General features: G+C 44.2%; 30 protein-coding genes. 11 read left to right on the top strand and 19 right to left on the bottom strand.

All coding sequences use genetic code 11. The features are described 5' to 3' along the window. Nucleotides 1–411 precede the first annotated feature (411 nt). The 3 genes from BJP34_RS07145 to dnaK all read right to left on the bottom strand — a co-directional run bounded on the left by BJP34_RS07145 (nucleotide 412) and on the right by dnaK (nucleotide 4,602). Nucleotides 412–1,734 (bottom strand): ATP-binding protein, encoded by a 1,323-nt coding sequence (locus tag BJP34_RS07145; RefSeq protein ID WP_070391750.1) that lies wholly within the window; start codon nucleotides 1,732–1,734, stop codon nucleotides 412–414. A gap of 129 nt (nucleotides 1,735–1,863) precedes the next feature. Continuing rightward, on the bottom strand, nucleotides 1,864–2,004 hold the full coding sequence (locus BJP34_RS42660; RefSeq protein WP_158517063.1) for a hypothetical protein: 141 nt from the start codon (nucleotides 2,002–2,004) through the stop codon (nucleotides 1,864–1,866). A gap of 687 nt (nucleotides 2,005–2,691) precedes the next feature. Beyond that, entirely contained in the window at nucleotides 2,692–4,602 is a 1,911-nt protein-coding gene (gene dnaK / locus BJP34_RS07140; RefSeq protein ID WP_070391749.1) for a molecular chaperone DnaK, read from the bottom strand. Between the two features lie 685 nt (nucleotides 4,603–5,287). Between dnaK and dusB the strand changes: the two genes are divergently transcribed. Together dusB and rpsU are read left to right on the top strand one after the other, a co-directional pair. After that, on the top strand, nucleotides 5,288–6,298 hold the full coding sequence (dusB, locus tag BJP34_RS07135) for a tRNA dihydrouridine synthase DusB (RefSeq protein WP_070391748.1): 1,011 nt from the start codon (nucleotides 5,288–5,290) through the stop codon (nucleotides 6,296–6,298). 434 nt (nucleotides 6,299–6,732) lie between these two features. After that, the gene (rpsU, locus tag BJP34_RS07130; protein WP_008186741.1) at nucleotides 6,733–6,912 is read left to right on the top strand and encodes a 30S ribosomal protein S21; all 180 of its coding nucleotides are present in this window, start codon (nucleotides 6,733–6,735) and stop codon (nucleotides 6,910–6,912) included. A 143-nt stretch (nucleotides 6,913–7,055) separates the two neighbouring features. On the opposite strand, the gene ligA is transcribed toward rpsU, so the two are convergent. The 4 genes from ligA to BJP34_RS49960 form a co-directional block, all read right to left on the bottom strand. Beyond that, the gene (ligA, locus tag BJP34_RS07125; RefSeq protein WP_070391747.1) at nucleotides 7,056–9,140 is read right to left on the bottom strand and encodes an NAD-dependent DNA ligase LigA; all 2,085 of its coding nucleotides are present in this window, start codon (nucleotides 9,138–9,140) and stop codon (nucleotides 7,056–7,058) included. A gap of 77 nt (nucleotides 9,141–9,217) precedes the next feature. After that, complete coding sequence (locus BJP34_RS07120) at nucleotides 9,218–10,480, bottom strand: RNA-guided endonuclease InsQ/TnpB family protein (protein ID WP_070391746.1); 1,263 nt, start codon at nucleotides 10,478–10,480, stop codon at nucleotides 9,218–9,220. A gap of 26 nt (nucleotides 10,481–10,506) precedes the next feature. After that, on the bottom strand, nucleotides 10,507–10,839 hold the full coding sequence (locus BJP34_RS47120; RefSeq protein WP_229424441.1) for a recombinase family protein: 333 nt from the start codon (nucleotides 10,837–10,839) through the stop codon (nucleotides 10,507–10,509). Between the two features lie 72 nt (nucleotides 10,840–10,911). Further along, complete coding sequence (locus BJP34_RS49960) at nucleotides 10,912–11,040, bottom strand: MerR family DNA-binding transcriptional regulator (RefSeq protein WP_324611030.1); 129 nt, start codon at nucleotides 11,038–11,040, stop codon at nucleotides 10,912–10,914. Nucleotides 11,041–11,237: 197 nt separating this feature from the next. Between BJP34_RS49960 and BJP34_RS07110 the strand changes: the two genes are divergently transcribed. Beyond that, nucleotides 11,238–11,684, top strand: a complete 447-nt coding sequence (locus BJP34_RS07110) for a tellurite resistance TerB family protein (protein ID WP_070391744.1) — start codon at nucleotides 11,238–11,240, stop codon at nucleotides 11,682–11,684. 172 nt (nucleotides 11,685–11,856) lie between these two features. Here BJP34_RS07110 and BJP34_RS07105 read toward each other — a convergent pair whose 3' ends face one another. Beyond that, nucleotides 11,857–12,270, bottom strand: a complete 414-nt coding sequence (locus tag BJP34_RS07105; protein ID WP_070391743.1) for a hypothetical protein — start codon at nucleotides 12,268–12,270, stop codon at nucleotides 11,857–11,859. Between the two features lie 182 nt (nucleotides 12,271–12,452). Next, entirely contained in the window at nucleotides 12,453–12,623 is a 171-nt protein-coding gene (locus tag BJP34_RS42655) for a hypothetical protein (RefSeq protein ID WP_158517062.1), read from the bottom strand. A 688-nt stretch (nucleotides 12,624–13,311) separates the two neighbouring features. Here BJP34_RS42655 and BJP34_RS42650 point away from each other — a divergent pair. Together BJP34_RS42650 and BJP34_RS07100 are read left to right on the top strand one after the other, a co-directional pair. Further along, nucleotides 13,312–13,572 (top strand): hypothetical protein, encoded by a 261-nt coding sequence (locus BJP34_RS42650; protein WP_158517061.1) that lies wholly within the window; start codon nucleotides 13,312–13,314, stop codon nucleotides 13,570–13,572. Further along, nucleotides 13,544–15,343 (top strand): mechanosensitive ion channel family protein, encoded by a 1,800-nt coding sequence (locus BJP34_RS07100; protein WP_070391742.1) that lies wholly within the window; start codon nucleotides 13,544–13,546, stop codon nucleotides 15,341–15,343. The genes BJP34_RS42650 and BJP34_RS07100 overlap by 29 nt, the downstream gene beginning before the upstream one ends. 354 nt (nucleotides 15,344–15,697) lie before the next feature. On the opposite strand, the gene BJP34_RS07095 is transcribed toward BJP34_RS07100, so the two are convergent. Next, nucleotides 15,698–15,886, bottom strand: coding sequence for a chlorophyll a/b-binding protein (locus BJP34_RS07095; RefSeq protein WP_070391741.1), 189 nt, complete (start codon nucleotides 15,884–15,886; stop codon nucleotides 15,698–15,700). Continuing rightward, a complete protein-coding gene (locus tag BJP34_RS07090) occupies nucleotides 15,883–16,884 on the bottom strand; it encodes a succinate dehydrogenase/fumarate reductase iron-sulfur subunit (RefSeq protein WP_070391740.1) in 1,002 nt (333 codons plus the stop codon). The genes BJP34_RS07095 and BJP34_RS07090 overlap by 4 nt, the downstream gene beginning before the upstream one ends. Before the next feature lie 411 nt (nucleotides 16,885–17,295). On the opposite strand from BJP34_RS07090, the gene BJP34_RS07085 reads away from it, so the two are divergent. From BJP34_RS07085 to BJP34_RS07080, 3 genes are all read left to right on the top strand, one after another. Beyond that, the gene (locus BJP34_RS07085; protein ID WP_070391739.1) at nucleotides 17,296–17,715 is read left to right on the top strand and encodes an AbrB family transcriptional regulator; all 420 of its coding nucleotides are present in this window, start codon (nucleotides 17,296–17,298) and stop codon (nucleotides 17,713–17,715) included. A gap of 164 nt (nucleotides 17,716–17,879) precedes the next feature. Then, entirely contained in the window at nucleotides 17,880–18,008 is a 129-nt protein-coding gene (locus BJP34_RS48530; RefSeq protein WP_267876508.1) for a hypothetical protein, read from the top strand. Nucleotides 18,009–18,744: 736 nt separating this feature from the next. After that, nucleotides 18,745–19,479: a CPBP family intramembrane glutamic endopeptidase gene (locus BJP34_RS07080; RefSeq protein WP_324611029.1), complete on the top strand. Its 735-nt coding sequence runs from the start codon at nucleotides 18,745–18,747 to the stop codon at nucleotides 19,477–19,479. 36 nt (nucleotides 19,480–19,515) lie between these two features. On the opposite strand, the gene BJP34_RS42645 is transcribed toward BJP34_RS07080, so the two are convergent. The 8 genes from BJP34_RS42645 to BJP34_RS07060 form a co-directional block, all read right to left on the bottom strand. Then, nucleotides 19,516–19,656 (bottom strand): hypothetical protein, encoded by a 141-nt coding sequence (locus BJP34_RS42645; RefSeq protein ID WP_158517060.1) that lies wholly within the window; start codon nucleotides 19,654–19,656, stop codon nucleotides 19,516–19,518. A 639-nt stretch (nucleotides 19,657–20,295) separates the two neighbouring features. Then, a complete protein-coding gene (locus BJP34_RS36245) occupies nucleotides 20,296–20,415 on the bottom strand; it encodes a photosystem II reaction center protein J (protein WP_071986820.1) in 120 nt (39 codons plus the stop codon). Between the two features lie 36 nt (nucleotides 20,416–20,451). Next, nucleotides 20,452–20,661, bottom strand: a complete 210-nt coding sequence (locus BJP34_RS38990; protein ID WP_149030847.1) for a hypothetical protein — start codon at nucleotides 20,659–20,661, stop codon at nucleotides 20,452–20,454. A 269-nt stretch (nucleotides 20,662–20,930) separates the two neighbouring features. After that, nucleotides 20,931–21,050, bottom strand: a complete 120-nt coding sequence (locus BJP34_RS36240) for a photosystem II reaction center protein L (protein ID WP_071986819.1) — start codon at nucleotides 21,048–21,050, stop codon at nucleotides 20,931–20,933. Between the two features lie 11 nt (nucleotides 21,051–21,061). Continuing rightward, complete coding sequence (gene psbF, locus BJP34_RS36235; protein WP_075897540.1) at nucleotides 21,062–21,196, bottom strand: cytochrome b559 subunit beta; 135 nt, start codon at nucleotides 21,194–21,196, stop codon at nucleotides 21,062–21,064. A 26-nt stretch (nucleotides 21,197–21,222) separates the two neighbouring features. Continuing rightward, a complete protein-coding gene (psbE, locus tag BJP34_RS07070) occupies nucleotides 21,223–21,468 on the bottom strand; it encodes a cytochrome b559 subunit alpha (RefSeq protein ID WP_070391736.1) in 246 nt (81 codons plus the stop codon). Nucleotides 21,469–21,601: 133 nt separating this feature from the next. Then, complete coding sequence (locus BJP34_RS07065) at nucleotides 21,602–22,594, bottom strand: photosynthesis system II assembly factor Ycf48 (protein ID WP_229424273.1); 993 nt, start codon at nucleotides 22,592–22,594, stop codon at nucleotides 21,602–21,604. A gap of 149 nt (nucleotides 22,595–22,743) precedes the next feature. Further along, nucleotides 22,744–23,091 carry a rubredoxin gene (locus BJP34_RS07060; protein ID WP_070391735.1) on the bottom strand — a complete coding sequence of 116 codons (348 nt, stop codon included), beginning with the start codon at nucleotides 23,089–23,091 and terminating at the stop codon, nucleotides 22,744–22,746. Nucleotides 23,092–23,414: 323 nt separating this feature from the next. Between BJP34_RS07060 and ndhC the strand changes: the two genes are divergently transcribed. Genes ndhC through BJP34_RS07045 form a run of 3 tightly spaced genes read left to right on the top strand, consistent with a single transcriptional unit; the run spans nucleotide 23,415 to nucleotide 25,043 of the window. Further along, complete coding sequence (gene ndhC / locus BJP34_RS07055) at nucleotides 23,415–23,777, top strand: photosynthetic/respiratory NAD(P)H-quinone oxidoreductase subunit C (protein ID WP_070391734.1); 363 nt, start codon at nucleotides 23,415–23,417, stop codon at nucleotides 23,775–23,777. Then, nucleotides 23,774–24,520 (top strand): photosynthetic/respiratory NAD(P)H-quinone oxidoreductase subunit K, encoded by a 747-nt coding sequence (gene ndhK / locus BJP34_RS07050; protein WP_070391733.1) that lies wholly within the window; start codon nucleotides 23,774–23,776, stop codon nucleotides 24,518–24,520. Before ndhC ends, ndhK begins: the two co-directional genes overlap by 4 nt. Next, nucleotides 24,513–25,043, top strand: a complete 531-nt coding sequence (locus tag BJP34_RS07045; protein ID WP_070391732.1) for an NAD(P)H-quinone oxidoreductase subunit J — start codon at nucleotides 24,513–24,515, stop codon at nucleotides 25,041–25,043. Before ndhK ends, BJP34_RS07045 begins: the two co-directional genes overlap by 8 nt. Nucleotides 25,044–26,204: the final 1,161 nt, after the last annotated feature.

Genomic DNA, 26,204 nt, shown 5'->3' with positions numbered 1-26,204 from the left:
TCTCTCTACACCTCTACATCTCTAACGATTAGGTGGGAAGTAGCTAGCTACAGGATTAGCAAGCTGAGTGAATCGGTCTGTGTACTGCCCACCCTACATCTCTCTACACCTCTACATCTCTAACGATTAGGTGGGAAGTAGCTAGCTACAGGATTAGCAAGCTGAGTGAATCGGTCTGTGTACTGCCCACCCTACATCTCTCTACACCTCTACATCTCTAACGATTAGGTGGGAAGTAGCTAGCTACAGGATTAGCAAGCTGAGTGAATCGGTCTGTGTACTGCCCACCCTACATCTCTCTACACCTCTACATCTCTAACGATTAGGTGGGCAGTAGCTAGCTACAGGATTAGCAAGGTGAGTTAATCGGTCTGTGTACTGCCCACCCTACATCTGTTTTCCCATGGGTAATTAGGATAGCTCTGCTTGTAAAAAATCAATAAACTGTCGTGCTGTCCTACCAGAGAAACCATTGGCTCGGATTGCCCACTGTAAAGCACGACGTCTGATTTCACTAGGCTCAAGGGGGATTTGGGCTAGGGTAGCTAGATGTTGGACAATCTTTAAGTAGGTTTTCTGGTCAGCTTTCTCAAAGGTTAAGGTTAAGCCAAAGCGATCGCTAAAGGACAGTTTCTCATGAACCGTATCCCAACCATGGACCTCTTCATTGCTAGGACGGGGACGGTCTTCAAAGAATTCTCGAATCAAGTGTCGTCGATTAGAGGTGGCGTAAACCACAACATTGTCAGGTCGTGCTGTTAAATTCCCTTCCAAGATTACCTTTAAAGCTTTGTAGGAATCATTATCCTCTTCAAAGGATAAATCATCGATAAAGATAATAAATTTTTGAGGCTGGTCTCGCAATTGCTCGGTAATTACCGGTAAATCAATCATCTCTGATTTCGGGACTTCAATAATTCGCAATCCCCGCTCACCGTATTCATTTAACAACGCCTTGACCAAAGAAGACTTACCTGAACCGCGACTACCGTAAAGTAATACATTCAGGGCTCGGTAGCCTTTCAGCAGAAACTCTGTATTCTTGAGCAATTGCGTCCGCGCCAATTCATAGCCCACCAGCTCACTGAGTCTAATCGGATCGGGATTAGCAATACCAAACAACTGACCCGATTCCCAACGAAATCCTTGATAGTCAGCAAAAACTCCAGTACCAAACTCTCGATAGTATGCTGCGATCGCTTCCAAGCCATCAGCCCAATTGTCTAAATTGTTTAGTTTAGCTTGTAGCTCCCCTTGCCATTGAGTACGTTTATCAATCTGGTCAGACCCAGACCTTGATTGACTTGACTCACAATTCCAAGGCACCAGTTCAACTGGTAAAACAGATGCTCTTTTGACCCACTTACAAAGTTGTTTACTGCTGCAATTATAGATATTTTGTAAAGCTTGTAAGTCATGACGAGCCGCGTCTACCAATGCTGGCGGTAATGTTTCTAATTCAGAACCTTGCACTTGCCTGGTAAAGGAATTATCAGCCCTAAGGATTTGTCTAAACAGATAATTTTGCCAACTTTCGTTTTGGCTAGCTAACCCTTGAAACCACTCACCATAAGCCTTTAAACAACGGATGTCATCCACATCACTGTTCACCATAGCTTCTAATAGTTTCAAAAAAGCTAAACCTACTCCTTCACTCAATACTGATTGATAAACTAGCAACGATGCAGCTTGGTAGCGAAGGTTTTGAATTGAATCAATCGTTTGTTTATCCACGATAGCGTTTTCAGTTGGGTAATGTTTTTAGGGAGTAGGGAGTAGGGAATCGGGAATCGGGAATTTAGAAGAGGCAAGAGGCAAGAGGCAAGAGGCAAGAGGCAAGAGGCAAAAGTGGGAGCATGTCACTTATGCAGCAACATTAGTACTAAGGTAATAGGTAATAGGTAATGGGTAATAGCGTGATTTGCGCGGTCTTGGGGAGCCAGTGCGGTCTTGGGGGTCTCCCCCATGAGCAACTGGCGTGGTTTCCCCCATGAGCGACTGCATCAAGACGGTAATAGGTAATAGGTCTGAAGGGGAGCTAGTCCTGGATGAATATTTGTACATTATCTATAGCCCCCTCATGGGTAATTGCATGTTTTACTGGAAAATAGTACTAATGTTTCAGCAAAGCAAGACCTGCTCCCGGCAAAAGTTGGTTTTAGTTTGATGTTTTGAGGTTTTAAAAATGTCACCGATAAACTACTTTAAAGATTTACTTTTTTGCCTAAAAGTACTGATCTAATCTATTATTCATCAATTCTACTAAGTGACGACTCTTGCCTCTTGCCCTTTGCCTTTTGCCTAGACTTTAGCTACTAATTTATCATATAGCAATCCCTGTTGTAATTGTGATAATTTTTTTCCGATTACCGATTCCCTATTCCCTACTTCCTACTCCCTAAAATCCAATAAGCAAAAGGTTGACGAGTAATCAAATTCTCATCAACCTTTATTAGACTTTAGACAAGGATAGACTAAGGTTTAGGATTATCTGCCATTAGCTATTAGCCATGTAAGTATTCAGCTATCAGTCATCAGCTATCAGCTATCAGTTAGTCAGTTATCAGCTATCAGTTTGATAATAAAACAGGTAACCGTTTTTTTTATCTGAGTTACGGAAAGCTGAGCGCTGACCACTGACCGCTGACCGCTGACCGCTGACCGCTGACCGCTGAATGCTTAGCTAAACCCCTACTTGCTTTCAGAAAACTCAGCGTCAATGACATCATCACCACCGGAGCTACCAGAAGCAGCAGCATCAGGACCTGGTGTGCCAGGATCAGTAGGCTGAGCAGCCCCCTCAGCTTGTTGATACAGGTTAGCACTAACACTGTAGAGAGCTTGTTGTAACTCAGGGGTCAGAGTCTTGATTTTCTCATCATCCTCTTGCCCAATTGCCTCTCGCAGGTCTTTGATCAACCCTTCGATCTTCTCCTTATCAGCTGCTGGCAATTTATCATCGAGTTCTTTAATCTGTTTCTCGGCCTGGTAGGTCAGAGAATCAGCTTGGTTCTTACGGTCAATCTTCTCGCGACGCTCTTGGTCAGCCTCTGCATTAGCTTCAGCATCCTTCACCATCCGGTCTACTTCCTGATCGGATAGGGTGGATGCACCAGTAATGTTGATCGACTGTTCCTTACCAGTGCCCTTGTCCTTAGCGGTAACATTCAGGATACCGTTGGCATCAATGTCAAAGGTTACCTCAATCTGAGGCACGCCACGGGGTGCAGGGGGAATACCATCCAATCTGAAGGTTCCCAGACTCTTGTTGTCAGAGGACATTTCCCGCTCACCCTGAAGAACATGGATTTCTACGTTGGTCTGACCATCCACAGCAGTAGAGAAGGTTTCTGACTTCTTGGTGGGGATAGTGGTGTTGCGAGGAATCAGTTTCGTCATCACGCCACCGAGAGTTTCCACACCCAAGGACAAGGGGGTGACATCCAACAGTAGGATATCCTTGACTTCACCAGCCAATACACCACCTTGGATAGCAGCACCTACCGCTACCACTTCATCGGGGTTAACGGTTTGGTTAGGATCCTTGCCAAGTACCTTCTTGACCACCTGTTGCACTGCAGGGATCCGAGTAGAACCACCAACCAAGACCACCTCATCAATGGCACTCTTATCGAGTTTGGCATCCTTGATGGCATTCTCTACCGGAATGCGGCAACGGTCGATTAAGTCAGAGCAAATATCTTCAAACTGACCCCTAGTCAAGGTCATATCCAGGTGCTTAGGCCCTTCTTGGGTAGCCGTGATGAAAGGCAAGTTAATGTCAGCTTGCATAACGCTAGACAACTCAATCTTGGCTTTCTCTGCGGCTTCAGTCAGACGTTGTAGAGCTTGCTTGTCCTTACGTAGGTCAATCCCTTCTGCGCTTTGGAACTCTTTGGCTAGGTGATCAACAATTTTCTTATCGAAGTCATCACCACCGAGGTGAGTGTCACCGGAGGTAGCTAACACTTCAAACACCCCGTCACCTACTTCTAGAATAGAGACGTCAAAGGTACCACCACCCAAGTCAAACACCAGGATAGTTTCGTTGCTCTTCTTGTCTAAACCATAAGCCAGAGACGCTGCGGTCGGTTCGTTGATAATTCGCAGCACTTCAACACCAGCAATCTTACCCGCTGCCTTAGTCGCTTGACGCTGGGAGTCATTGAAGTAAGCTGGCACAGTAATGACGGCTTGGGTAACAGTTTCCCCAAGATACTTGCTAGCATCATCAACCAGCTTCCGCAGCACCTGAGCTGATATCTCTTCTGGCGCAAATTGCTTTCCTTGAGCTGGGCTATCTAGCTTGACATTATCACCAACCTTGAGAGTTTTGTAAGATACTTCGGTAGCCTCGTTGGTGACTTCACTGTATCTACGTCCAATGAAGCGTTTGACTGAATAAAAAGTGTTTTCGGGGTTCATCACCGCCTGACGCTTAGCAATTTGACCCACTAAGCGATCGCCATTTTTGGCATAAGCTACGACTGAAGGGGTTGTCCGAAAACCTTCTGCATTAGCAATAACCGTGGGTTTACCACCTTCCATTACTGCTACACAGGAGTTTGTTGTACCTAAGTCAATTCCAACAACTTTTGCCATAAGAGTGTTCCGGGTGCCTATAACTACAAATACTGGTAGGGTAGGAGAGGATTAGAGAATTATCCGTGCCTTTTGGTTCAAGCAATAACCGTTGCGAGTTTTTATACCATCGGTTGGATTACCATTATTTATACTGAACTTTATTTGCCAGTCTAATGAAGGGTGGTTTCCCGAACCTAAGATGGGACGGTTCTCGATTGCATAACCGATTATCTACTGATTGTCTCGGTCAAGGGGCAGCAGGAAAGAAAAAAGTTATGGGTAATCAGCGCCATTTTCGATTAACTGTGATAGTCGGAACATAGGGAAGATCACCGAAGTTGGGGAAGAATCCACCCAGAGTTCTGATTTCCGTCACGTTTGAATTAGGACTGCTATGGTCAAAACCCATGTATGTTTTTTTCCTGACCCCTTTTTGTTGCCTTGCCTGTGTCTAATTTACGAAAATTAACGGCTGTTGGGATTGGTGTGAACCGTAACAAATCAGTTGTGTTTGCCGTCTTGAGAGCAGTTGAGAAAACTGAAACCGGGTAGGGAGTAGGGAGTAGGGAGTAGGGAATAGGGGTAAGAAACTTGACTTTACCTGATAAGTATGATCAGCTAAGTATAATCAGCGCTATAGTATCTTTAAAGCATCAATTATCTATTAATAAGGGCGATCACGACGGAAACAACACCATTCCCAATGCCAGTTCTATCTCCACAATTACAGCAACGGTTAGCATCACCCCTAAAAATTGGGTCAGTTGAGGTCAACAGTCGGGTGTTACAGTCACCCCTGTCTGGAGTAACCGACTTGGTCTTTCGTCGCCTAGTGCGTCGCTACGCCACTGAGTCGATGATGTATACCGAAATGGTTCATGCTAGCCAGTTAAAGTATCTCCGAGAATTGCCCAAGATTATGGAGGTAGACCCATTAGAAAAACCGATCAGTATCCAATTATTCGACTGTCGCCCGGAATTTCTGGCTCAAGCGGCACAAAGGGCAGTGGCAGAAGGGGCAGATACTGTGGATATCAATATGGGTTGCCCTGTTAATAAAATTACTAAAAATGGTGGCGGGTCTGCCTTACTGCGAGATCCAGAAACGGCAGAAGCAATTGTACGATCAGTAGTCAAGGCAGTGGAGGTACCTGTAACGGTCAAAACCCGTATTGGCTGGACTAATCAGGAGATCAATGCGGTAGAATTTGCCCAACGTATGGAAGATGCCGGGGCTCAGATGTTGACCCTCCATGGCCGTACTCGTGACCAGGGGTATAATGGCTCGGCTCGCTGGGAATGGATTAAGCGGGTAAAAGATGTGCTGTCTATCCCAGTGATTGCTAATGGGGATATTTTGTCCGTCGATGCAGCAGTACGCTGCTTGGAAGAAACCGGTGCTGATGGGGTAATGTGTTCTCGGGGAACCCTGGGCTATCCCTTTCTAGTCGGAGAAATAGACTATTTCCTGAAAACCGGACAACTGTTAGCCCCAACCACACCAGTACAACTGCTTGAATGTGCTAAGGAGCATTTACAAGGTCTATGGCACTATAAGGGGGAGCGGGGTATTTATCAGTCCCGGAAACACATGAGTTGGTACGCGAAAGGGTTTCCCGGAGCAGGGGAATTGCGTCAGAAACTCAGTAGAATAGAGACGGTTGACCAAGGCGTTGAGTTGATTGAAGATGCGATCGCTAAACTTCATCAGTAAGCCGTCAGCCGTCAGCCGTCAGCCGTCAGCCTATTTTATTCAAAACCACCTCAAGTAGGGTGGCACAGGCTTCTAGGGTGGCACAGGCTTCGACGCATCGGACCTAACCCATAAACTGTTCGCGTGTCATGCCCAAAGGCCTTTGCCTGATAGCTTGTTGCTCATATCTGGTTTATAATAGTTGATTAATTATAGATAATTGCTTATAGCTGATTGCTTATAGCTTACCTTGATCCTGATCAACCCCAAGTTTTGATGAAATAGTCTTTTTTTCGAGTATTTGACGGTATAATCGCCCAGGCAGATTCTGTCGGGTATTGAGGCTGCTGGGTAATATCCTGTCACGTCTTGTTATCAGCAATATTGCTAGATAGTATAATTGTATGATAGTATAGTTAGAATTTTTTGTTCAAATTTAGGAGGATTAATTTAGTATGACCCAAGTGGTTGTCGGTGAAAATGAAGGCATTGAGTCAGCCCTGCGTAGATTTAAGCGACAAGTATCTAAAGCTGGAATTTTTGCTGATATGAAGCGTCTACGTCATTTTGAGACTCCCATTGAAAAGAAAAAGCGCAAAGCGATCGCTCGCAGACGCAAGCGTCGTTACCGCTAAACCTTCAATCCACTGTCAACACTCCCCGGTCATCAGACGCGGGGTTTTTTGGTTGACTTACTTGCCATCACCTGACTGCTTTCACCAACCACAGTAAGGGAATCGGGAATCGATAACATAGATTTGGTATGGGATACGTTCACCTAAAGCAATTCCAATAACTGGGATTCAGTTAATTGGGTAATTCCTAATGCTTTAGCCTTTTCTAACTTCGAACCAGCATCATCCCCAACCACCAAATAATCAGTTTTGGCACTAACGGAACTAGTAACCTTACCACCAGCGTTTTGAATCAAGTCTTTCGCTTCACTACGCTTAAGGGTAGGCAAGGTGCCAGTAATCACAAAGGTTTTTCCAGTTAAGGGTTGGGGTTTATCTAGCGCTATATTTGTTGGGGAGGCTGCTAACTGTAAACCTGCCTCTCGCAATCGAGTAATCAAGGTTTGGTTGCTGGAAATCTGAAACCAACCCCAGACAGACTGAGCAATTTCTGGTCCAATGCCGTAGATTCCCTCAATATCGGTGACGGTTGCTTGAGCCAACTGCTCAATGGTAGGAAAAGTCTGGGCAAGGGTTTGAGCATTGACACTACCCACATGACGAATCCCTAACCCATAAAGGACTCGTGACCAAGGTTGGGTTTTGGATTTTGCGATCGCATTTAGCAACTTCTCGGCTAACTTATGGCCCATACGCTCCAATGACACCAGCTGCTCTAGGGTTAAATCATAAAGGTCAGCAACAGATGTCACCAAGCCTTGGTCTACCAATTGTTCTACAATCTTTTCCCCCAAACCATTAATATCAAGAGCATTACGACTTGCCCAGTGGGTGAGAGTGCCCTTAACAATCGCAGGACAAGATGAATTAATACAGCGAGTCACTGCTTCACCCTTAGGACGCACCAAGGGTTGATTACAAACAGGGCAATGGGTAGGCATCTCGAAGGGTTTAGCATGATCAGGACGTAACTCTGGTAAGACACGTACCACCTCCGGGATAATCTCCCCCGCTTTCCGTACAATCACCGTATCCCCAACTCGCAAATCTAATTGGGCAACATAATCACCATTGTGTAGGGCAGCCCGTTGTACTGTTGTCCCTGCCAATTGCACTGGTTCTAAAATAGCCAAGGGTGTCACTGCTCCGGTGCGTCCCACATTAACTGTAATTGCTTCCACACGACTGGGAGCTTCTTCAGCCGGATATTTCAGAGCAATCGCCCAACGAGGAAACTTCTGGGTAAACCCCAATTGTTTTTGTATCGGGAAAGCATTAATTTTCACCACTACCCCATCGGTCAGGTAAGGTAAATCTTTCCGTTTCGCATCCCAATGATTGTAATAATCCTGAACATCCTGTAAAGAAGTACAACATTTGCGATGGGGATTCACCGGAAAACCCAGCTTTTTCAGCAACTCTAGAGCATCCCATTGAGAATTGGGCATTGGGATGGTGTACTCCTGACTACTATCCTGATTCGGAATATATAAGGTATAAGCAAAGAAAGCCAATTGCCGTTTAGCAACAATTCGAGGTTCTAATTGGCGCAACGTACCAGCAGCGGCATTACGAGGATTAGCAAATAATGGTTCACCTGCTTGTTCTCGTTCCTGATTAATCCTCTCAAATACATCCAGAGGTAAGAATGCCTCACCACGGACTTCCACTAAAGCTGGCGGTTGGTCTAGATGTTGGTCTCGATTAACTTCCTCTAGATTAAGCCGCAAAGGAATGGAGCGAATAGTACGGACATTCTGAGTAATATCTTCTCCTGTGGACCCATCACCTCTGGTCACTCCTCGCACTAAAATTCCATTTTCATAGGTCAGTGCTAATGCTGAACCGTCAATTTTGAGTTCACAAACGTATTCAGTATTGAGTCCTGAGTCTTGGGAAATATCACCAGAAATATGACGCTGCCATCGTTCTTGCCATTGGCTAAATTCCTCAAGGTTAAAGGCATTATCCAGACTATACAGTGGGATATTGTGGCCCACGGAAACAAAACCAGTAGCTGGTTTTTCTCCTACCCGCTGGGTTGGACTATCAGAGGTTACTAACTCAGGATACTCTGTTTCCAGCTCTTGCAGTTCCCGGTAGAGTTGGTCGTAGATGGCATCTGCCATGATGGGATTGTCCAGGACATAGTAGGCATAACTAGCGTTTTGCAACAGTTGCCGCAGTTCCTGAACTCGCTGGTTTACGTCGGGGGTTACTGGTGCCACAGGGGTGATTATCCTTGATGGAGATTGAGTCTAGTTTAGTTGGTCAGATTAACCAGATTAACTATAGCCGATACTTTTTAGCTACCAAAATCTACCAAGGGCGGATTCTGGCTCACTAATGCAAGCTGCTTTCGCAACCAGGGGGTATCTCCCAAAGCTCGCAGAAATATACCACGAGCACCGTTGATGTCTCTGTCCATGACAAACCCATCAACTTTTGACTTGATAGTCTTACTCCCGCCTATATTTACCAGTTCACCTGTCCAGCTAACAGTCTTACTGGTGTAAGCCTCGCAGACATCTACCACTGTTTTTCCAGTTTCCTGAGTTTTATGCTTCAAAAATTCCTTGAAGCGATAATGAGCAAAGGTGAGCATGTTCCGAACGGTTTTAGATCTGATTTTTCTATTTCCTTTTTTAGACATTTTAGATGTTTCAAAGGTGGGAAGTAGAATCACATCAAAGTTATCAACCAAAAACCTAGCTGTCTTATGATGAAGCTCATTGATTAGGTTCTGGATTTTGATAACCATTCGCCTAGCGGCTTTTCTCATCCGACGCTTTTGTCCGCGTTTGGCTTTACTGATTTTAGAAAGTAAATTATCTAAATGCTGACACAGACGTTGGATGCGAGAAAAATCTCCGTGCCCAATCTTTCCTACAGATGTCTCACTGAAAAAAGTGATGAAAGTTCTGACTCCAGGGTCTAAAGCAACTACTCTACCTTGGTTTTCGGTATATGATACAGCTACCTTGTGAGGGACTACTAGATAGTAATCGCCATTGTTACTAGTTAGTCGGCAGTCACAAATATCTACGGGCAAGTCTTCAGCGTAAGTCAATTTCCCCAGCTTTGTGTGATATATTCCTGTTTCAGAAACTGCTGACTTAGGAATATAGCAAGACTGAATGGGGTTTTTCCTTGACCTGAATCTTACCCGAGTAATTTGTGACGTCTTTTTGTACTTTTTCTTGGCCTCCCTGACGGCGGTGCAAGCATCCTTAATCGCTATCGATTTTATTTGATAAGGTACTTCCTTGCACCACTCAGGAATGTCGTTTAATATCCCTGTTTTGATGGCTTTCCAATTGGCTTTTACAACGCCTGCTTGGAGTATTTTGACGGTTTTGTTGAACACATAACGGGACACTCCGAACCATTGGCGAATAAGAGATCTCTGGTCAGGATTTAGGAACAGTCGAATCTTCTTTGATTTTTTTACCGTACTTTCGGAGTCCGTGAACCCGGCAGGAGAAGACGTGAATGATGGACATAAGATCTGCGGTAAGTTCGGACTCTGGGCAGCTTTCAGATTGGCTGAGAACCAGGATTTTTCCACCGTTGAGACCGACCGGAGATGAAACCTTAGAGTAGTGCAGCCTTACTACAAAACCAAGACCCTATGCTGCATAATTTACCAACTATAAAGGCTGCACTACTCTTACGGTAACTTCTAACCAAGTACTCAATGAGTTCAAACCCAAATCGAATAAGTCTGTCTCTACAGGCAACAACAATCGTGAGCTTATCTCCGAGCACAATTCGTTCCAATATGGTTCTAAGCCCTTTCCTTTTGTAGTTGAGATCTGAGCCGATGTCAAAGATGATTTCGGCGTCGGGGAAGAGGAAATGGAGATAGGCGAGAAGTCTGTCGAGGTCGTCTCTTTGAAAGTTGGTACTGACTCGGCAGTAGCAAATCGTCTTGGTAGTTCGTTGTTCACGAAGTTGATCAGGTTTTGAACGTCTTGCTCCGAAGCTGAGTACATCTTCTCAATGAAATAGTCTAGTTCCGCCTGGAGTCCTTTCGCATCTGAGAGTGCCATTATCTGCGTACTTCCGTAACGTGTTCCTTGATAGTCTTGTAAGTTCGACCGCCTTACGGATTGGTATAAGTGCCATATCCACTAATCTAACACATACTTGTAGATAGTGTTAGATTAGTGGATATTTTTGTTAACTGTCATAAGCCCTGCTTGAGGTGGAATAGAAAACTTTCGCAAAGTTTAGTCACAAGTTCAGTATTTCCACTAATTTCGTTTGCGGTCACTAATGTCATCTTGGTATTAACTAAGGTACTTTTCCAAGAGACAACAACAATGGGTCTGTTTGACAAAATTTCAATTAGTCGTCAACACAGCCAAATAACACTCGGACCAGCTGAAGCCTTTGCTGCGATCGCATTAACTGCTGGTGCTGCTGACGGATACGCGACTAATTCTGAAGTACAAGCCATTATTACTGCCTTATCTAGAATGCAGCTGTTCAGGAGCTACTCAGCTGATGTAATGGCAAGAATGTTTGAACGACTTTTGATGCTCCTGCAGCGGCAAGGTTCTGATCCTCTTCTTAGTGGAGCCCTGAAATCACTCCCCCATGAACTACAAGGAACAGCCTTTGCGATCGCCACTGATATTATCTTAGCAGATGGAGAAATTACCGATGATGAAGAAGAGTTTTTGAACCAGCTTTATCATGCTTTAGAGATATCAGAAGAAACCGCTGTAAATATTATAGACGTAATGTTAATTAAAAATCAAGGGTAATAGGATTATTAATTAATATTGACTAACTGAATTAATTAATAATTTTGACAAAACTAGCTAAATCTATTCAGTAGAGGGTTGACTGTTGAAAGTGAGCCCTCTACTGTTAATTGTGATATTATCTAACTTGTGATCACCTGGAACTTGATAGAATTACTAACAGATTCAGGTTCTAGTATCCCAACTGTACTTCACAAGAACCAGTCAAATCACTGTATTTGCTTCCCCCAGGACATTGGCAAATGGTCGGATAGCCACACACATTGATGTCTGCTGTGCAAATACCCTGAGGTGGGATTGAAAACTTGCCCTCAACAGGTTCTCCAGGACCGTCTGCCAAACGAATGTCTTCGATGATGCACTTGCCGACAGATGCATCATAGGAATATGCAGGCGGGCACTGGCAAAAGCTAGGATTGCCACAAGGATTGATGTCGCGAGTACAGGGCACAGCAATATCAGCCAGATTTAGTACACAAGGGCCAATGGGCTGTGCGATCGCGCCTGGTGCGCTACTTAAAAACAGTTGTGCCGCTACCAACAAAGCCCACAGGACTTTCAAGGCTGGGGCGAATTTGAAGTCCATGCCGTTTTTGATAACTTTTAAGATTTTCCTCAGTAAACTTATTTCTAATGTTTGTTTCTGATGACACCAAATTGATATTACTTCGCCACGGGTATTCTTGTCAAGTTATTTTATCCGATAAACTAAAAATCTTATATTTTTTTAACATAAAATAGGGAGCAGGGAGCAGGGAGGGGAGCATGTCACTTATGCCGAACATTTGTACTAAATCTGGGGAATGGGTAATAGGTAATGGGTAATAGGTAATAGGGGGAGCAGGGAGCAGAGAGCAGGGAGCAGGGAGCAGTAAAAAAAACTCTGTGCACCTGATAGTTATGAAAACCGTCGTAACTACTAAAACTAATGTTATTCATTAAATATATATATATATTAATTAAATTTATAATTGGAATTAATAGGATATTTAGGATAGTATTTATCCATTTATTCTAAGATTTTTAACCAATTAATTTCTACTAAATATTGCCTGTTTGATTGGTTACATAATTAAAAATCATGTAACCAATAAACATCAAAAATAAATAGTTTTACCGAATTTTACAGAAGCGAATTATACTAAATGCGGCTGGTAAATATACCATTACCGATAAATAAGCTATGGATGATGGCAGCCATGAAGAATTAATTATCAGCTAGGGAAATAAAGATGTGATAAAAGCGGAGTCAGTATTCAGCAAAGATTTTGCAAAATTTTTGTTCAAGATGTTTATTGATGGAAAATATTGGGCAACAATAAGGACATGGCTCGATTTGAACCAATAAAAAGCTATCTATACCTTGTTGACTGTTGAGTGTTTACTACCTTCGGGGTCTTCTTTTAGGGTTAGATACAGAGAATTAGAAAGGGATAAATTCTTTCAAAACCGAATCTTTGCGGAAAATTTGGCTCCGCTGCTCTGCTACTCTGCCCCCCCTCAGTCTAAATCGAAAATGAAACAGCTCTGCCGATCTTCGGGGGTAATGGGGGGAGCAACTGTTGACAGTCAACGGTTAAGACTCAACAGTCAAGCAAATTATACAGGTTACATCTTCATTGTCTTGATGCAAAGCGCGAGTGGGGGAAACCACGGCAGTCACTCATGGGGGAGACCACGGCAGTCGCTCATGGGGGAAACCATGGCAGTCGCTCATGGGGGAGACCCCCAAGACCGCGCTGCCTCCCCAAGACCGCGCTGCCTTCCCAAGACCGCGCTGCATCCCTGGTTAACACTCAACAGTCAAGCAAACTATACAGGTTACATCTTCATTAACGTCTTATTAACACGAAAAACCAATGATTCGTTACCGACAAAAAAAAATTAGCATTTTATTTGGCAGTCTCTTAATGGTTGGGGCATGGTGGTTACCGGTCCAAGCGAAACAGACCACTAATTTAATCTTAGAGAAAGCCGTTACCACTGACGATCCAACTATTCCGATTGAGGAGCTAGAGCTAATGCTCAAGCCTTTGACTAAGGATGAGCTGGATGGTGAAGCTGAGGCGTGGATGTTCTTGCTTAAAACTAAAGTTAAAGAACTTAGCGATGCGGAAATTGCTGTAAAGCGCAAAAATCGAGAGCTTCAACAAACTAAAGAAGCTGTTGATGCCCTAGAAGATGCCAAAGATGCTCTTGAGGAAGCGACAGATACTAAGGAAAAAATAGAGACTGAGGGATCGGCTAAGGATCGCCTTAAAGCTTTAAAAGCTGCTGAAGAGGCACAAGAAGCTCTCGAAAAAGCTCAGGAGTCAGTAGAAGAAGCAGTCAAAGAAGAGGAAAAGACCAAGCAAGATAAAACCTTGCAAGGGGCGATTGATAAAGCAGTTGAAGGTACTGAACAGCAGAAAGATAAAGCCAAAACCTCAAACCAGGATGTTGCTAAGGTTCAAGAAAAGATTGGGACAATTAGCAACAAAATCGTTACTGATGAACAACAGCAGAAAAAGACTCAACAGGGAATTGACAAAGCCAAACAAAACCTAGAAGAAGCGGTCGAGGCCAAGACCGAAGTTAAAAAGCAAGTTCTGGTCAACATGACTACACTGCGAGAGGAACGCACTGCTTTAAGCGATCGCTTTGAGGTCGTACTTGAAGAGCTGGAAACTAAAGGCGGTGATGTTCAGTTGTACAACAAATACATCGATGCCATCAGTGGGATTAAGGTTGACGTCACCGACACTGAAGGAACTTGGATTACCATCGTCGGCTGGCTCCAGTCTAAAGAAGGAGGTCTGCGCTGGGCGAATAACATTGGCAAATTTTTAGGAATTGTTGCTGGCTTTAGCATCCTCTCTCTGATTTTAGGGAAAGTCCTCGAGAAATCTTTGTGGATGTTCCCGAATATGTCAGCTATGCTCCGTCAGTTCGTAGTTAGAATAACCCGCCAAGGATTATTTTTGGTGGGTATTCTTTTAGGTATCACTGCCCTAGAGGTCAGTATTGGTCCACTAATGGCCATGATTGGAGCTGCTGGTTTTGTGGTAGCGTTTGCGTTCCAAAATACCCTCGGTAACTTTGCCAATGGGTTAATGATCTTGCTCTATAAACCCTTCGACGTGGGCGATATGATTGAAGTCGCTGGGGTAAAAGGTACGGTTAAGGATGTCAACTTAGTTTGCACCACCATCAATACTTTGGAAAATAAAATCATTATCGTGCCGAACAACTCAATCTGGGGTAATGTTATTGCCAACGAAACCAGTAGCTCCCTCCGCGCTATGTTCCTTACTGTAAGGATCAGCTACAGCAATAGTATTACTCAAGCCCTCCAAGTTCTTAAGGAGATTGCCAACTCTCATCCCTTAGTATTGGAAGACCCTGGTCCTTGGATCGACACTGGGGAATTGGCTGAATATGCTGTTAACATTTGGTTTATGGCATATACTAAGAAAGAGGATTACTGGACAGCCTATTGTGACATCAGCCGAATTATAAAAGAAAGATTTGAACAAGAGGGAATTGTGATCCCACTGCCGAGGCAGGAAATATACATCAGCGAAGTTATGGCTAAGCAAGACCTTCCCCAAGCAGGAAGTCATGGCCAGATAGCAAATCCAAAGCCCCATAGCTCTTTCCCCAACGGTAAGACAGCTTGAATCTGTAGACTTATCTGTAGAATGCCTACTTTCGTATAGCAGGCGTCCAACATCTATCTAATTAACACAACTGATAGCCAATCCAGGTGCAATACTCTAGTTTAATTAGCTTAATTAATTTATTTAATTCATTGCCCAGAGCCTTGTAGAGACCTAGCATGCTAGGTCTCTACATTTGTGTAGCCGCAACAATTGGCTGGTCAGGGCAAAGAGGAAATCCTAACAGAGGTAGTAAACCGTCAACCTTGGCCTTTAGGCCACGGGTGCGCGTTCAACCGTCAACCGTCAACAATCGTGATTGTAAGAGCAAAGAAATCTCAAGCTCGGGATCATTATATAGTAGTTGGAAATTCCTTAGAGTAGACCCAGCCAAGTCAACAAACCTTGACCAGTGAGCAATTCCAGTAACAGGATACAAACTAAGGCAACCATCGCAAACCTGCCGTTGATTTGCTCAGCATAGGGATTCCAACCAAAAGCTGGTAATGGTTGCTTAAAAGACTCCTCAGATGATTCACTCTTATTGGGTGTTTCAGAACTCATGACTGATCAGATCCTTCAGACTCCAAATTTTTTACCGATTCAATTAGCGATCGCACTTGTGATGTTCCTGCTGATGGAGAAAAGCTCAAGGGAAACTTACCTCGAACTAGCATTCGTAATCCCAGTGGTCCTAGGCTCGCCAAACCTTGGATATCTCGAAATGAGTTACCAACCACCTGCAAGCCAAACTTACGCTCATCAATCCAACCTCCCTCTTTGACTAAATCAATTAGGACTTTGCGGTGGCGGATTGGACGACTCTGTTGGTCATCGATGGCTTCAAGAATATGCTGTTTAATCTTACCAATTTGATCCATAGGAGCCACACCCATCGGGCAAACCGCATTACACATCATACAGCGGGTACAACCCCAGACTCCTTTTATTGCTTCGTTATATTTCTCCAAACGATTTTCTGTGGTATTATCACGAGAATCTACCACCAGACGCTGTGCTTTAGCCAAGGCATGAGGACCGACAAAATCTTGATTAACTTCTTTGGCATTACACTCAGAATAACAGGCACCACACATGATACAATTACCTGCCTGAGCCAAAAGCGATCGCTGTTCAGGACTCTGTAAAAATTCCCGTTCGGGAATCTTCCTAGCAGCAGTGCTGACGTAGGGATCAACAGCTTCTAAGTTATCCCAGAAGCTGCTCATCTCAACGACTAAATCCTTGATTATTGGCATATTACCGAGAGGTGCTATAGTAATCTCCGGAATTTTAGACTCATCTGGGAGCTGTTGCTTCCCCAATTCATTGCCCACATTTTCCTTACAGGCCAAAGCCGAACGACCATTGATTCGTATGCCACAGCTACCACAAATCGTGTTGCGACAATTTTTGCGAAAAGCTAAAGTACCATCTTGTTCCCACTTAATACGATTCAAGCATTCCAGAATCGTGTTTCCTTTCTCGACATCTAGCCTATAAGTCTGGAGTAGTGGAGCAGTGTTTTGAGTCTGTCGAATGATTTTAAAATCAACTTGCATAAAACTAAGCTCTTGAGTATTCCAACATATACAAGGATAATCGGTAAGGTTAAGGGATGATATGACCAACACGACTAGGGTTGAGGTAAGTAGTTACTCTTGATAATTAGGCCATACTTGTTTCACTACTCCCTAGGGAAGCAAGACCCCTCGCTAGTTGACTTCTGGTGTAAGAGTGCAATCCTATTGGTATGTTTACTGGATTATTTTCATAGTTATCATATTACTGCCCCTATAGGGTTAGGCAGGGATTGTCTGATCTGTTAGTATTGAAATACGTAAAGATTTAAACAAATGATCCAAAATATCTTGTCAACTGAGATAGATTTAACGATATATTTTTAATAGAGCCAAAGTTTGGCTATTAATGATCTTGACCACTCTGAAGTTTAAAGGATATCTCGTGAGATTATGCCAGAGATTTCAACTACTCCCCTAACTGGTAAAGCATTACTTCAAAAAGTAAAAGAGCTATCACACTTGCCTCGCCGAGAGACAGCCAAGCGTTGCGGCTATTACACCATAACTAAAACTGACCAGACCCGCGTCAATTTAACAGATTTTTATGATGCGGTTTTAGGAGCCAAGGGTGTTCCCCTGGATCCAGAAGGCACAAAAGATGGTCGGGGGCGTGAACCGACTTATCGTGTGAGTGTCCATAAGAATGGTCAAATTGTTATTGGTTCAACCTACACTCAGTCCATGGGATTAGAGCCTGGTGATGAGTTTGAAATTAAACTGGGCTACAAGCATATCCATCTTAAGCAGGTGGATGGCGATTTTGAATCTGAAGAGGTATCTACTCACAAAGCAAAGAAAGCCACCTCTTAGTGCGTGTTCCCTAGCGCTTTTTCAAAGCGCGGGGTCGCACCGCAAAGAAGTAATCCTTCTTACAGAAAATCCTGCGAGTTTGAAACCCCCGTCTCTAAGGGAGCGGGGATGAAAAACGACAGTGTGGGGCGAGCGGCGCCTCCCCATGAAGATTCTTTGGGGACGTGAGCTTTGAAGAATTTATTGGCGACGTGATGGCTAAAGCCCCCGTGATTGATCCGGGGGATATAAGCTTGCTTGACGAATTTATTCGTCAATGGATATTTTTTTATTCTGTTGTCGGTAATTCCTAAACTAGCGCTGTCCTATATAATAGGAAGTCAGACAACCAACTTGCCTGAATATAAATAGACAACGTAAAAACCTGTTAAAAGCATGATACGTGCACCTCGGTTTCGTCTAACGATCTGGGAGTCTATGAAACGAATAAGGTAGATATTTTATTAAAGTTGATTGTCTGCCATTCTAAAAAAGGTACGGTGGGGTTTGAAGTTACCGTAAGTAGAGGGTCGCCTTTACAGGGGACTGGCTATGAGAAAAAGGGTCAAAACTTATTAACTAAGGCGACCCTCTACTAAGGTTTCGTTTCCGGCACACCAGAACCTGGAGCTTAAATCCAAACCCTGGGGCAGAGTTTGCCTCTACTTTGCTTTGTGAAAACCATTATAGGTGCGCTCTTACCATTAAGAATTAAATTCCCGTGGTTATTGTCGCACCTGTAGAAACAAAAATCTTCTTTCTACTACCTGAGGAGTCGGTAAACCAGGCTATTATTAACCAGCCCGATTTACTCTGTCGTTAGGCAACTTGGCATAGGAAAAAAGCAGCCGCTTATGGTAGTGTAGTTGAGACCTTATAGTAATTTGATAGTAATTTGATAGCAATTTGCAAATCTCGCCAATGGCTATTCTTGATCAGGCAACTAATGGGTCGTTTGTGTCATTAATGACGTCAACTACTATTTTGAAGCTAGGAACTTTTTTCCTAGCTTGGGTAGTTTTGTGGCTGCCCCTAGCTCTCCCTATAGCTATGGTTTTAAAGTGGCGTCCAAATCAGCCTTTAGCACCAGGCCAAAAGTTACCACTACTCGCAGCACTTTACCTAATTGCTCCCCTAATTTTATGGGGAGCTTCTCAACTAGAGGGGGTGCCTTTCTCCGATTACGGATTGGAGTGGAAATTAAGCGTTTTAGGGTCTTTAGGATTGGGACTAGGAGTAGGTATTTTCAGCTTAATCATAGTATTTACTGGGCAATTATCACTAGGCTGGGTGCGCTGGAATTCTGAAAATTGGCAGCGTTTGCTACCGATATTACTGCCAGTGATGTTATTAGGTCTGTGGATTGGGCTTACAGAAGAGTTAGTCTTTCGTGGCTTCTTAGTGAATCAACTAAAGCAGGACTATTCTATCGGGGTAGGAGCAGCCATCTCTAGTGGGGTTTTTGCCCTATTACACCTAGTTTGGGAACAAAAAGATACTATCCCTCAGTTACCAGGATTATGGCTAATGGGAATGGTATTAGTCCTAGCCCGTTGGGTGGATGGAGGCAGTCTGGGTTTAGCATGGGGACTACATGCTGGTTGGATTTGGGGTTTAACTTGCTTGGACTCAGCTGAATTAATTGCTTACACAGGCAGTGGACCAATTTGGATAACGGGTTTGGCAGGAAAACCGTTAGCTGGGATAGTTGGTCTTCTTTGTTTATTGGGAGTTGGGGCTTTATTATTACTGATGTTGCCAAATCAGCTGGTCAACATTTGGTGACATCCCCTCAATTAACCTAGGGGAGCCCATGTATCCTCATAAGGGTAGGTTTTTAACAAAGACGTGAGGTGTGGGGTGTGGGGTGTGGGGTGTGGGGTGTGGGGGATAAGAAAGCGATGCAGCTTCGGAACAGGGGGTTTCCCCCTGTTCCGAAGCTGCATCGCTAAAAATCATCATTGTCTTGATGCAAAGCGCGAGTGGGGGAAACCCCCTGTTCCGAAGCTGCACCGCTTTTGCGTTGTTTTCCTTTTCTTCTCCCTCTGGGTCGCCCCATGTTTGACCCTAATGAAAAAAACCTACCCCTGTGAGGCCCATGTATCCCGGCGCTAACAAGATCGGATATAGCGCGGGTCTTATCGCTGCCCCAGACCCCCTCGATTAGATAAAAATTTAAGCTGTTTTAAATTGGCTTTAAACCTCTCAACAGACTCCTATATCCGGCAGGCTGTCTTAGCAACTAATGACCAAAAAAAATACCGCCAGCTCATGTTAAACCAGCGATTATCCTATTGAAACAAGAGGCAAATTACTCACAACCATATCAGAGATTATGGTCGGATCTACCATTGACATCATCACGGGTTAAAACCGCGTGAATTATTAGGTACGCTTAACCCATTAAGCATAAAATTCACTACGGGTTGCACCTGTGGTTAGCTCACAGCCAAAGGCATAAAACCCTATTGGCTTTAAGCCTTTCAAGGATTTTTTAGGTTTCAAAACCTTGTTATAATGGAAACCTATCACCAACTAAATCAGGGAATTATAGTTGGTGATAAATTACAGGTTCCTGTTAATCAGAGAAATCGGTCAACCTTACATGGAAGAACCAACTCCCACATAGGCACCATAGAAGAAAAGACCAACCACTACGAGGACACCAGTACCAGCGATAGTGGCAACTATCCATAAAGGAATTCTTCCCCCTCCAGACACAGCTTATACCTCCAATTTTAAATCAAGTTTTTTTTCTTACATGTAGTTAACGATAGAAGGCTTAATAACTAGTAATTTCGTTGAAAAGCCTCCCTCGTGGCTTAGATTTTGTGCAACTCCTATCAGGAGTAATCTTTGCCGGACTTCTTCCTGCTTCCGCGAACGGCAGGGATGCAGCTTCGGAACAGGGGAGCCAGTGCGGTCTTGGGGGTTCCCCCCATGAGCAACTGGCGTGGTTTCCCCCACTCGCGCTTTGCATGGCTGACAATATTGTAAAGGCTTGTTGAGCTAGCAGCACTTTTCCCTTAACTTAACTACTAGTGACAGGGCTACGAAATAGCGTTCATTCGTAGGTGCCATAACCTAAACAACTTAGGAAAAATGTCTATCGCGGTGCATCTTAGCTAGGAAATTAGCGATTAACCGGAAATTACCAGGGAATTAACTAAGAGTCTTTTCCAGTTTACATCCGAGCCGTCTCCAAGATGGGGATTTAGGCGAATCTGTTAAATCAGTTAATTAAAGAAATAACTGGAAAACAGAATACCAAGCACAAAAATCAGTAATAGACCTAAGTAAAGAGACGTCCGATTGAGTTCAACCGGCTGTCTATTGGGATTGGAATTCCGCTCCATAATTGCTTCTCCTATCGTTGAATAAATTGCATGGCTGCGATCGCGCCTAAGAAAAAGACTGAAGGAACGGCTAGGGTATGAACCGCTAACCATCTAACCGTGAAAATCGGATACGAAACTGGTTGATTGGGATTACTGCTAGTCATGATTGTCTGCCTTTATCTAAAAAACCTTATGGAGCAAATTCTTCAACTTGCTGTTTAGCATTGTAGCGGTCGGAAACGATTGGTAGTTCCATCCGCTCTTGAGTAAAGTATTCATTAGGACGGGGTGTGCCAAACGCATCGTAAGCCAGACCAGTGCTCACAAAAAGCCAACCAGCGATAAATAGGGCTGGGATAGTAACACTGTGAATCACCCAGTAACGAACGCTGGTAATAATGTCACCAAACGGACGTTCTCCAGTTGTACCTGCCATCGTAGATTCCTCCTACCAACAACCGTTTAAAATTCCATAACTATAATAGTTCTAAGTGCCGTTTTTTTCTACATCTTGGATGTTGAAAGATAAAACGAAACTGACTGCCATCGATCATAGGGATTTCCAAGCCCTAAGCTTCCTGGGTAGGCGGCTCATACTTGAGTAAAATCCCTTTCTGACCAATGACAAACCCCTGTTCTGGTGTTACAAAGACTATTTTGTAAAAATTCGAGGGAACATCCCTAAGATCCCGGTCTTTTTGCCAGGTTTCTCCACCATCAAAGCTACAAAGCAAATTACCACTGCCACCTGCTACCCAAATTTCATTGGGTGTGCGATAGGCTAAGTCAAGTAATCCCAAGCTGTTGGAAAAATCTGGATAAATTGGTTCTTCCCACTCTTCTAGGTTTTCGGGAGTGCTAAATTGTACCTGACCACCCCGGGCAAGAATCCACAGACGACCATCGGGGGTAAACCCCATATTCTGGAGACGCTTGGAACTGTAACGATTATGCTGTAACCAAGCACTCTGACCTGGATCCCAAGTGGAGTAAAAGTTCCCTCTAGCAGACACAGCAACGTAACTACCATCTTCAGAGCGGGAAATATTACGGGTGACTCCGACCGCTTGTGCTACCTGTGCCTTCCAGGTTTTACCAGCATCCTTAGTCTGATAAATTGCGCCAACATCAGTGGTCATCTCTGCTGAGTTGGGTCCGAGAGCCAGGATTCTGTTGGGTGAACCTGGTAACTTTTCACTTAAGAGAATGCGAGACCAAGATTCACCCCCATCATTAGTATGAAGCATGATCGAGGGTTGACCAACAATCCACCCCTCATCACCAGCAAAGCTTACAGAGGAGAAGCGATAATTTTCATCTCCTAGATCCAAGCCTTTCTGTTGCCATGTATTACCCCCATCCTTAGTCTCAAAAATTGTGGCATAGCTACCCACAATCCATCCATGACTAAGATCCCCGGTAAAGCCAAGGTCTTGCATGGTCGCTTCTGTAGGTAAGGAAATAACCGCCCAAGGATTATAGCTTATGGATGAAGGAAATTTGCAGCTGACACAAATTAATGCCACCGCCAGTAATATTAAAATTTGTTTCAGCGTTTTCATCAAATATCTCATTATTTCCAGAACTTCTTGAGTATGGCAGCGTTCTCCGTAGGTTTTCAGACCCCACCAAGGGCGATGGCTTCTAGATCTAAGCTTTGGTGATGCCAGCAGTTGCTCACGTTCACGCATACAAGCCAACTGCCCTGATTTCAGTTCAAACCGTAAAGGCTCAGAAAAAACAAAAAGCCTAATCCTAAAGCGGCAAAAATTAAAAGGTTCTTTTGTGCTGGTGTCATGCGGTTAACACCGAAGCCATAGGTAAGATTCTCCTGAAATCCAGACGGGGCATTAACAGCACCAATATTAATAAACTGAATTTTCGGAGCGCTGCACACTGGACAGCGCCAATCATCTGGCAAATCCTTATATAATGTCCCGGCTGGAACATTGCGATTACTATCTCCCTTGGTCGGATCGTAAACATAGCCACAAGCACGGCATTCATAGCTGCTGGGTGCCTGTTCAGCTAGGGTTTGCTCTGGGGCTCGTTCAGTCATCGCTCTGTAAGCTTAAGCAGCAAATCTTAATAACTATGTTAAAAAATATTATCACACACTAAGTGTCAGATTTTCTTAACTTTCGATTTAAGCTCAGGAGTTTCTCCGAGATGCCTGACCCGATTTTTGATCAACCCTTGAAAGAGTAGGGTCTTCTAGGGAGAGGGAGTACAATCAACTACGAGCAACCTTGAAGTCTATGGTACTCATTGGCTTTTGAGAACCAAGCACTGACCCCTGAGGACCGTTCAAAGGGGCAGAGCACCTATAATAAAGTTTGTAAAGAAGTACTAACGCCAGTTTTTACCTGGCACTGACCAATTGTGTTTGTTCTTAGCGGTTACGAGTATCTCTTAGGCTTCATACTAGCTTGCAGCTTAGTTCCCCTACTAGCCCTGTCGGCTTCCAAGCTTTTGCGACCTAGCCATCGGGAGCCAGAGCGGCGCACCACCTATGAATCTGGTATGGAACCAGTGGGGGGTGCTTGGATTCAGTTCAACATTCGTTACTATATGTTCGCCCTGGTGTTCGTGATTTTCGATGTTGAAACTGTATTCCTCTATCCCTGGGCTGTCGCCTTCAATCGCCTGGGATTACTGGCATTTGTGGAAGCCCTAATTTTTATTGCAATTCTTGTGGTTGCTCTGGTTTACGCTTGGCGCAAAGGAGCCTTGGAATGGTCATGAAATCTAATGTTACAAAAGATAGTGCTGCTATAGAACAGCAGCAAACAAACAAAATTCTTAACCCGATTGAGCGAACCCAAATCACTCAAGACCTATCGGAAAATGTAATCTTAACTACAGTAGACGACCTTTACAACTGGGCGCGGCTTTCCAGCCTCTGGCCGATGTTGTATGGTACCGCTTGTTGCTTCATTGAATTTGCGGCAATGATTGGGTCGCGGTTTGACTTTGACCGTTTTGGTTTGGTTCCTCGTTCTAGCCCCAGACAAGCGGATTTAATTATCACAGCCGGAACCATAACCATGAAAATGGGACCAGCACTGGTTCGTCTTTATGAGCAGATGCCAGAGCCGAAGTACGTGATTGCCATGGGAGCTTGTACTATCACTGGCGGAATGTTTAGCGTTGATTCTCCAACAGCAGTCCGTGGTGTGGATAAATTGATTCCAGTGGATGTCTATATACCTGGGTGTCCCCCTCGTCCAGAAGCAATCATGGATGCTATTGTCAAGCTTCGCAAAAAGGTGGCTAACGAGTCGATTCAGGAGCGTGGTCAGCTCAAGCAAACCCACCGTTACTACAGCACCACTCACAACATGAAAGTGGTACCAGAGATTTTGACCGGTAAGTACCTGCAATCTGACGAGCGCTATACTCCCCCCAAAGAGTTGACCGAGGGGATGGGAATGGCAGTACCACCAGCACTCAAATCCTATCAAAAGCAGGAGGTAGAGCGTGGCTGAAGAGTCAAAACCTGTAGAGCAAACCACACAATCCTCTGAGATAGTTGAAGCGGGAAAAGTCTCGGGATGGCTCAAGGAAAACGGTTTTGAGCATGAGTTCATGGAGCTGGATCACCTAGGCGTTGAGGTACTCAAAGTTGAACCAGATGTCTTGCTTCCCATTGCTACTGCTCTGTATGCCTATGGGTTTAACTACCTCCAATGTCAAGGAGGCTATGATTTTGGTCCTGGGGCAGACTTGGTAAGCTTTTACCACTTGATTAAAGTGAGTGATAATACTGATCAGCCTGAGGAAGTGCGTGTAAAAGTATTCCTACCGCGAGATAATCCTAAGCTTCCCTCGGTTTACTGGATATGGAAAGCTGCTGATTGGCAGGAGCGGGAAACCTACGATATGTTCGGTATAGTTTTTGAAGGACACCCTAACCTGAAGCGGATTTTGATGCCAGAAGATTGGGTGGGTTGGCCTTTGCGGAAGGATTATATATCACCGGACTTCTACGAATTACAGGATGCTTATTGATTAGCTGTCCGGCAAAATTCATCCCACACCTATGCTGCGCATTAGGTGTGGGATGAATTTTGCACAGAGTATGTATGGAATTGCTATAATATATCTACTGATAAACAAAGCCGTTCGCGTAGCGTGGCCAAAGGCCTTAAATGCTGGTTCGTCAGCTATTTACTAGGGAAAAAATCGAATTTTTGTATTGTTCCGGCACGGAGGGGAATCCCGGAGAGGAAACCTTAGAAGAGGCTGGCAACTGTTAAGGATTTTCTCCAAGAATGTTGCACTATCTACAAAGATGTGTTAGAATTTAAACATAGATTCAGTTTCATTAGAGATACTTTGCGACTTACATTAAAGCCGAAAACCAAGGGTTTAAGGGTTGCGTTTTTTGTCAATAGTGGAATCAAATTTATGCGCTAAGCCGGGCATAGTCCGGGTTTAGCCTTGGGAGATACCCCCTGGCTGGCCAAATCCAGCTTGCAAAGCGTGAGCCAAAATCTGATTTGTAGATTTTGGTAGCTAAAAAGTATCGGATCGCCTTAATCATAAAGTTTTAACCAAAGGTGCGCTTTCCGCATTAAGAATTAAATTCGCCACGGGTCTTGAAGTTACCGTAAGTGTAGTGGAGCCTTAATACAATAGTTTTAACCCTTTTCCTCATAGCCAGTCACCTATAAAGGCTCCACTACACTTACGGTTTCGTCTCTACACCTCTTTTATGCATAGCCTGCTAACCATAAAGGCTCCACTCTTCTTGGGGTAACTTCTGACCGTGTCGTTAATAAAGCTTGGCGAACGCGCCCCGCGTGGTCAAAAGCCTTGTATCCGTTTGCGCAGCGTCGGCGAAAGCCGATACCGCTGGGTGGAGTTGGCAAGAAGCCTAAACTGACTCTTTGAGTTCAGTTTAGGAGTATGTCACTTATGGGTTTGTGATCGTTTCCGATACTTTTTAGCTACCAAAGTCTACCAAGATAGACTTTGGCTCGCCAATGCAAGATGCTTTCACATCCAGGGGGTATCTCCGCGCTTCTCTGACGGAATATCCAGCGAGCGCCATAAAAATGTCAACAAATTTGGTTCCACCGGGATAGAGAGCGCAACTATTAAACCCTTGGTTTTCGGCTTTAATTTAAGTTACATAATAATCCCTGTCGGTGTTAGCCTAACTTAAGT

It is taken from the genome of Moorena producens PAL-8-15-08-1, assembly GCF_001767235.1.
In the GTDB taxonomy this organism is placed as follows: domain Bacteria; phylum Cyanobacteriota; class Cyanobacteriia; order Cyanobacteriales; family Coleofasciculaceae; genus Moorena; species Moorena producens_A.
This window is presented reverse-complemented; position numbering and strand designations above follow the sequence as displayed.

Excerpts from the sequence above, each read along its gene's own strand:
- BJP34_RS42660 (WP_158517063.1), bottom strand. The coding sequence starts at position 2,004 with ATGCAGTCGCTCATGGGGGAAACCACGCCAGTTGCTCATGGGGGAGAC.
- dnaK (WP_070391749.1), bottom strand. The coding sequence starts at position 4,602 with ATGGCAAAAGTTGTTGGAATTGACTTAGGTACAACAAACTCCTGTGTA.
- dusB (WP_070391748.1), top strand. The coding sequence starts at position 5,288 with ATGCCAGTTCTATCTCCACAATTACAGCAACGGTTAGCATCACCCCTA.
- rpsU (WP_008186741.1), top strand. The coding sequence starts at position 6,733 with ATGACCCAAGTGGTTGTCGGTGAAAATGAAGGCATTGAGTCAGCCCTG.
- BJP34_RS49960 (WP_324611030.1), bottom strand. The coding sequence starts at position 11,040 with ATGGCACTTATACCAATCCGTAAGGCGGTCGAACTTACAAGACTATCA.
- BJP34_RS07110 (WP_070391744.1), top strand. The coding sequence starts at position 11,238 with ATGGGTCTGTTTGACAAAATTTCAATTAGTCGTCAACACAGCCAAATA.
- BJP34_RS07105 (WP_070391743.1), bottom strand. The coding sequence starts at position 12,270 with ATGGACTTCAAATTCGCCCCAGCCTTGAAAGTCCTGTGGGCTTTGTTG.
- BJP34_RS42655 (WP_158517062.1), bottom strand. The coding sequence starts at position 12,623 with ATGAATAACATTAGTTTTAGTAGTTACGACGGTTTTCATAACTATCAG.
- BJP34_RS42650 (WP_158517061.1), top strand. The coding sequence starts at position 13,312 with ATGCAAAGCGCGAGTGGGGGAAACCACGGCAGTCACTCATGGGGGAGA.
- BJP34_RS07100 (WP_070391742.1), top strand. The coding sequence starts at position 13,544 with ATGATTCGTTACCGACAAAAAAAAATTAGCATTTTATTTGGCAGTCTC.
- BJP34_RS07095 (WP_070391741.1), bottom strand. The coding sequence starts at position 15,886 with ATGAGTTCTGAAACACCCAATAAGAGTGAATCATCTGAGGAGTCTTTT.
- BJP34_RS07090 (WP_070391740.1), bottom strand. The coding sequence starts at position 16,884 with ATGCAAGTTGATTTTAAAATCATTCGACAGACTCAAAACACTGCTCCA.
- BJP34_RS07085 (WP_070391739.1), top strand. The coding sequence starts at position 17,296 with ATGCCAGAGATTTCAACTACTCCCCTAACTGGTAAAGCATTACTTCAA.
- BJP34_RS07080 (WP_324611029.1), top strand. The coding sequence starts at position 18,745 with ATGGTTTTAAAGTGGCGTCCAAATCAGCCTTTAGCACCAGGCCAAAAG.
- BJP34_RS42645 (WP_158517060.1), bottom strand. The coding sequence starts at position 19,656 with ATGATGATTTTTAGCGATGCAGCTTCGGAACAGGGGGAAACCCCCTGT.
- BJP34_RS36240 (WP_071986819.1), bottom strand. The coding sequence starts at position 21,050 with ATGGAGCGGAATTCCAATCCCAATAGACAGCCGGTTGAACTCAATCGG.
- psbF (WP_075897540.1), bottom strand. The coding sequence starts at position 21,196 with ATGACTAGCAGTAATCCCAATCAACCAGTTTCGTATCCGATTTTCACG.
- psbE (WP_070391736.1), bottom strand. The coding sequence starts at position 21,468 with ATGGCAGGTACAACTGGAGAACGTCCGTTTGGTGACATTATTACCAGC.
- BJP34_RS07065 (WP_229424273.1), bottom strand. The coding sequence starts at position 22,594 with ATGAAAACGCTGAAACAAATTTTAATATTACTGGCGGTGGCATTAATT.
- BJP34_RS07060 (WP_070391735.1), bottom strand. The coding sequence starts at position 23,091 with ATGACTGAACGAGCCCCAGAGCAAACCCTAGCTGAACAGGCACCCAGC.
- ndhK (WP_070391733.1), top strand. The coding sequence starts at position 23,774 with ATGAAATCTAATGTTACAAAAGATAGTGCTGCTATAGAACAGCAGCAA.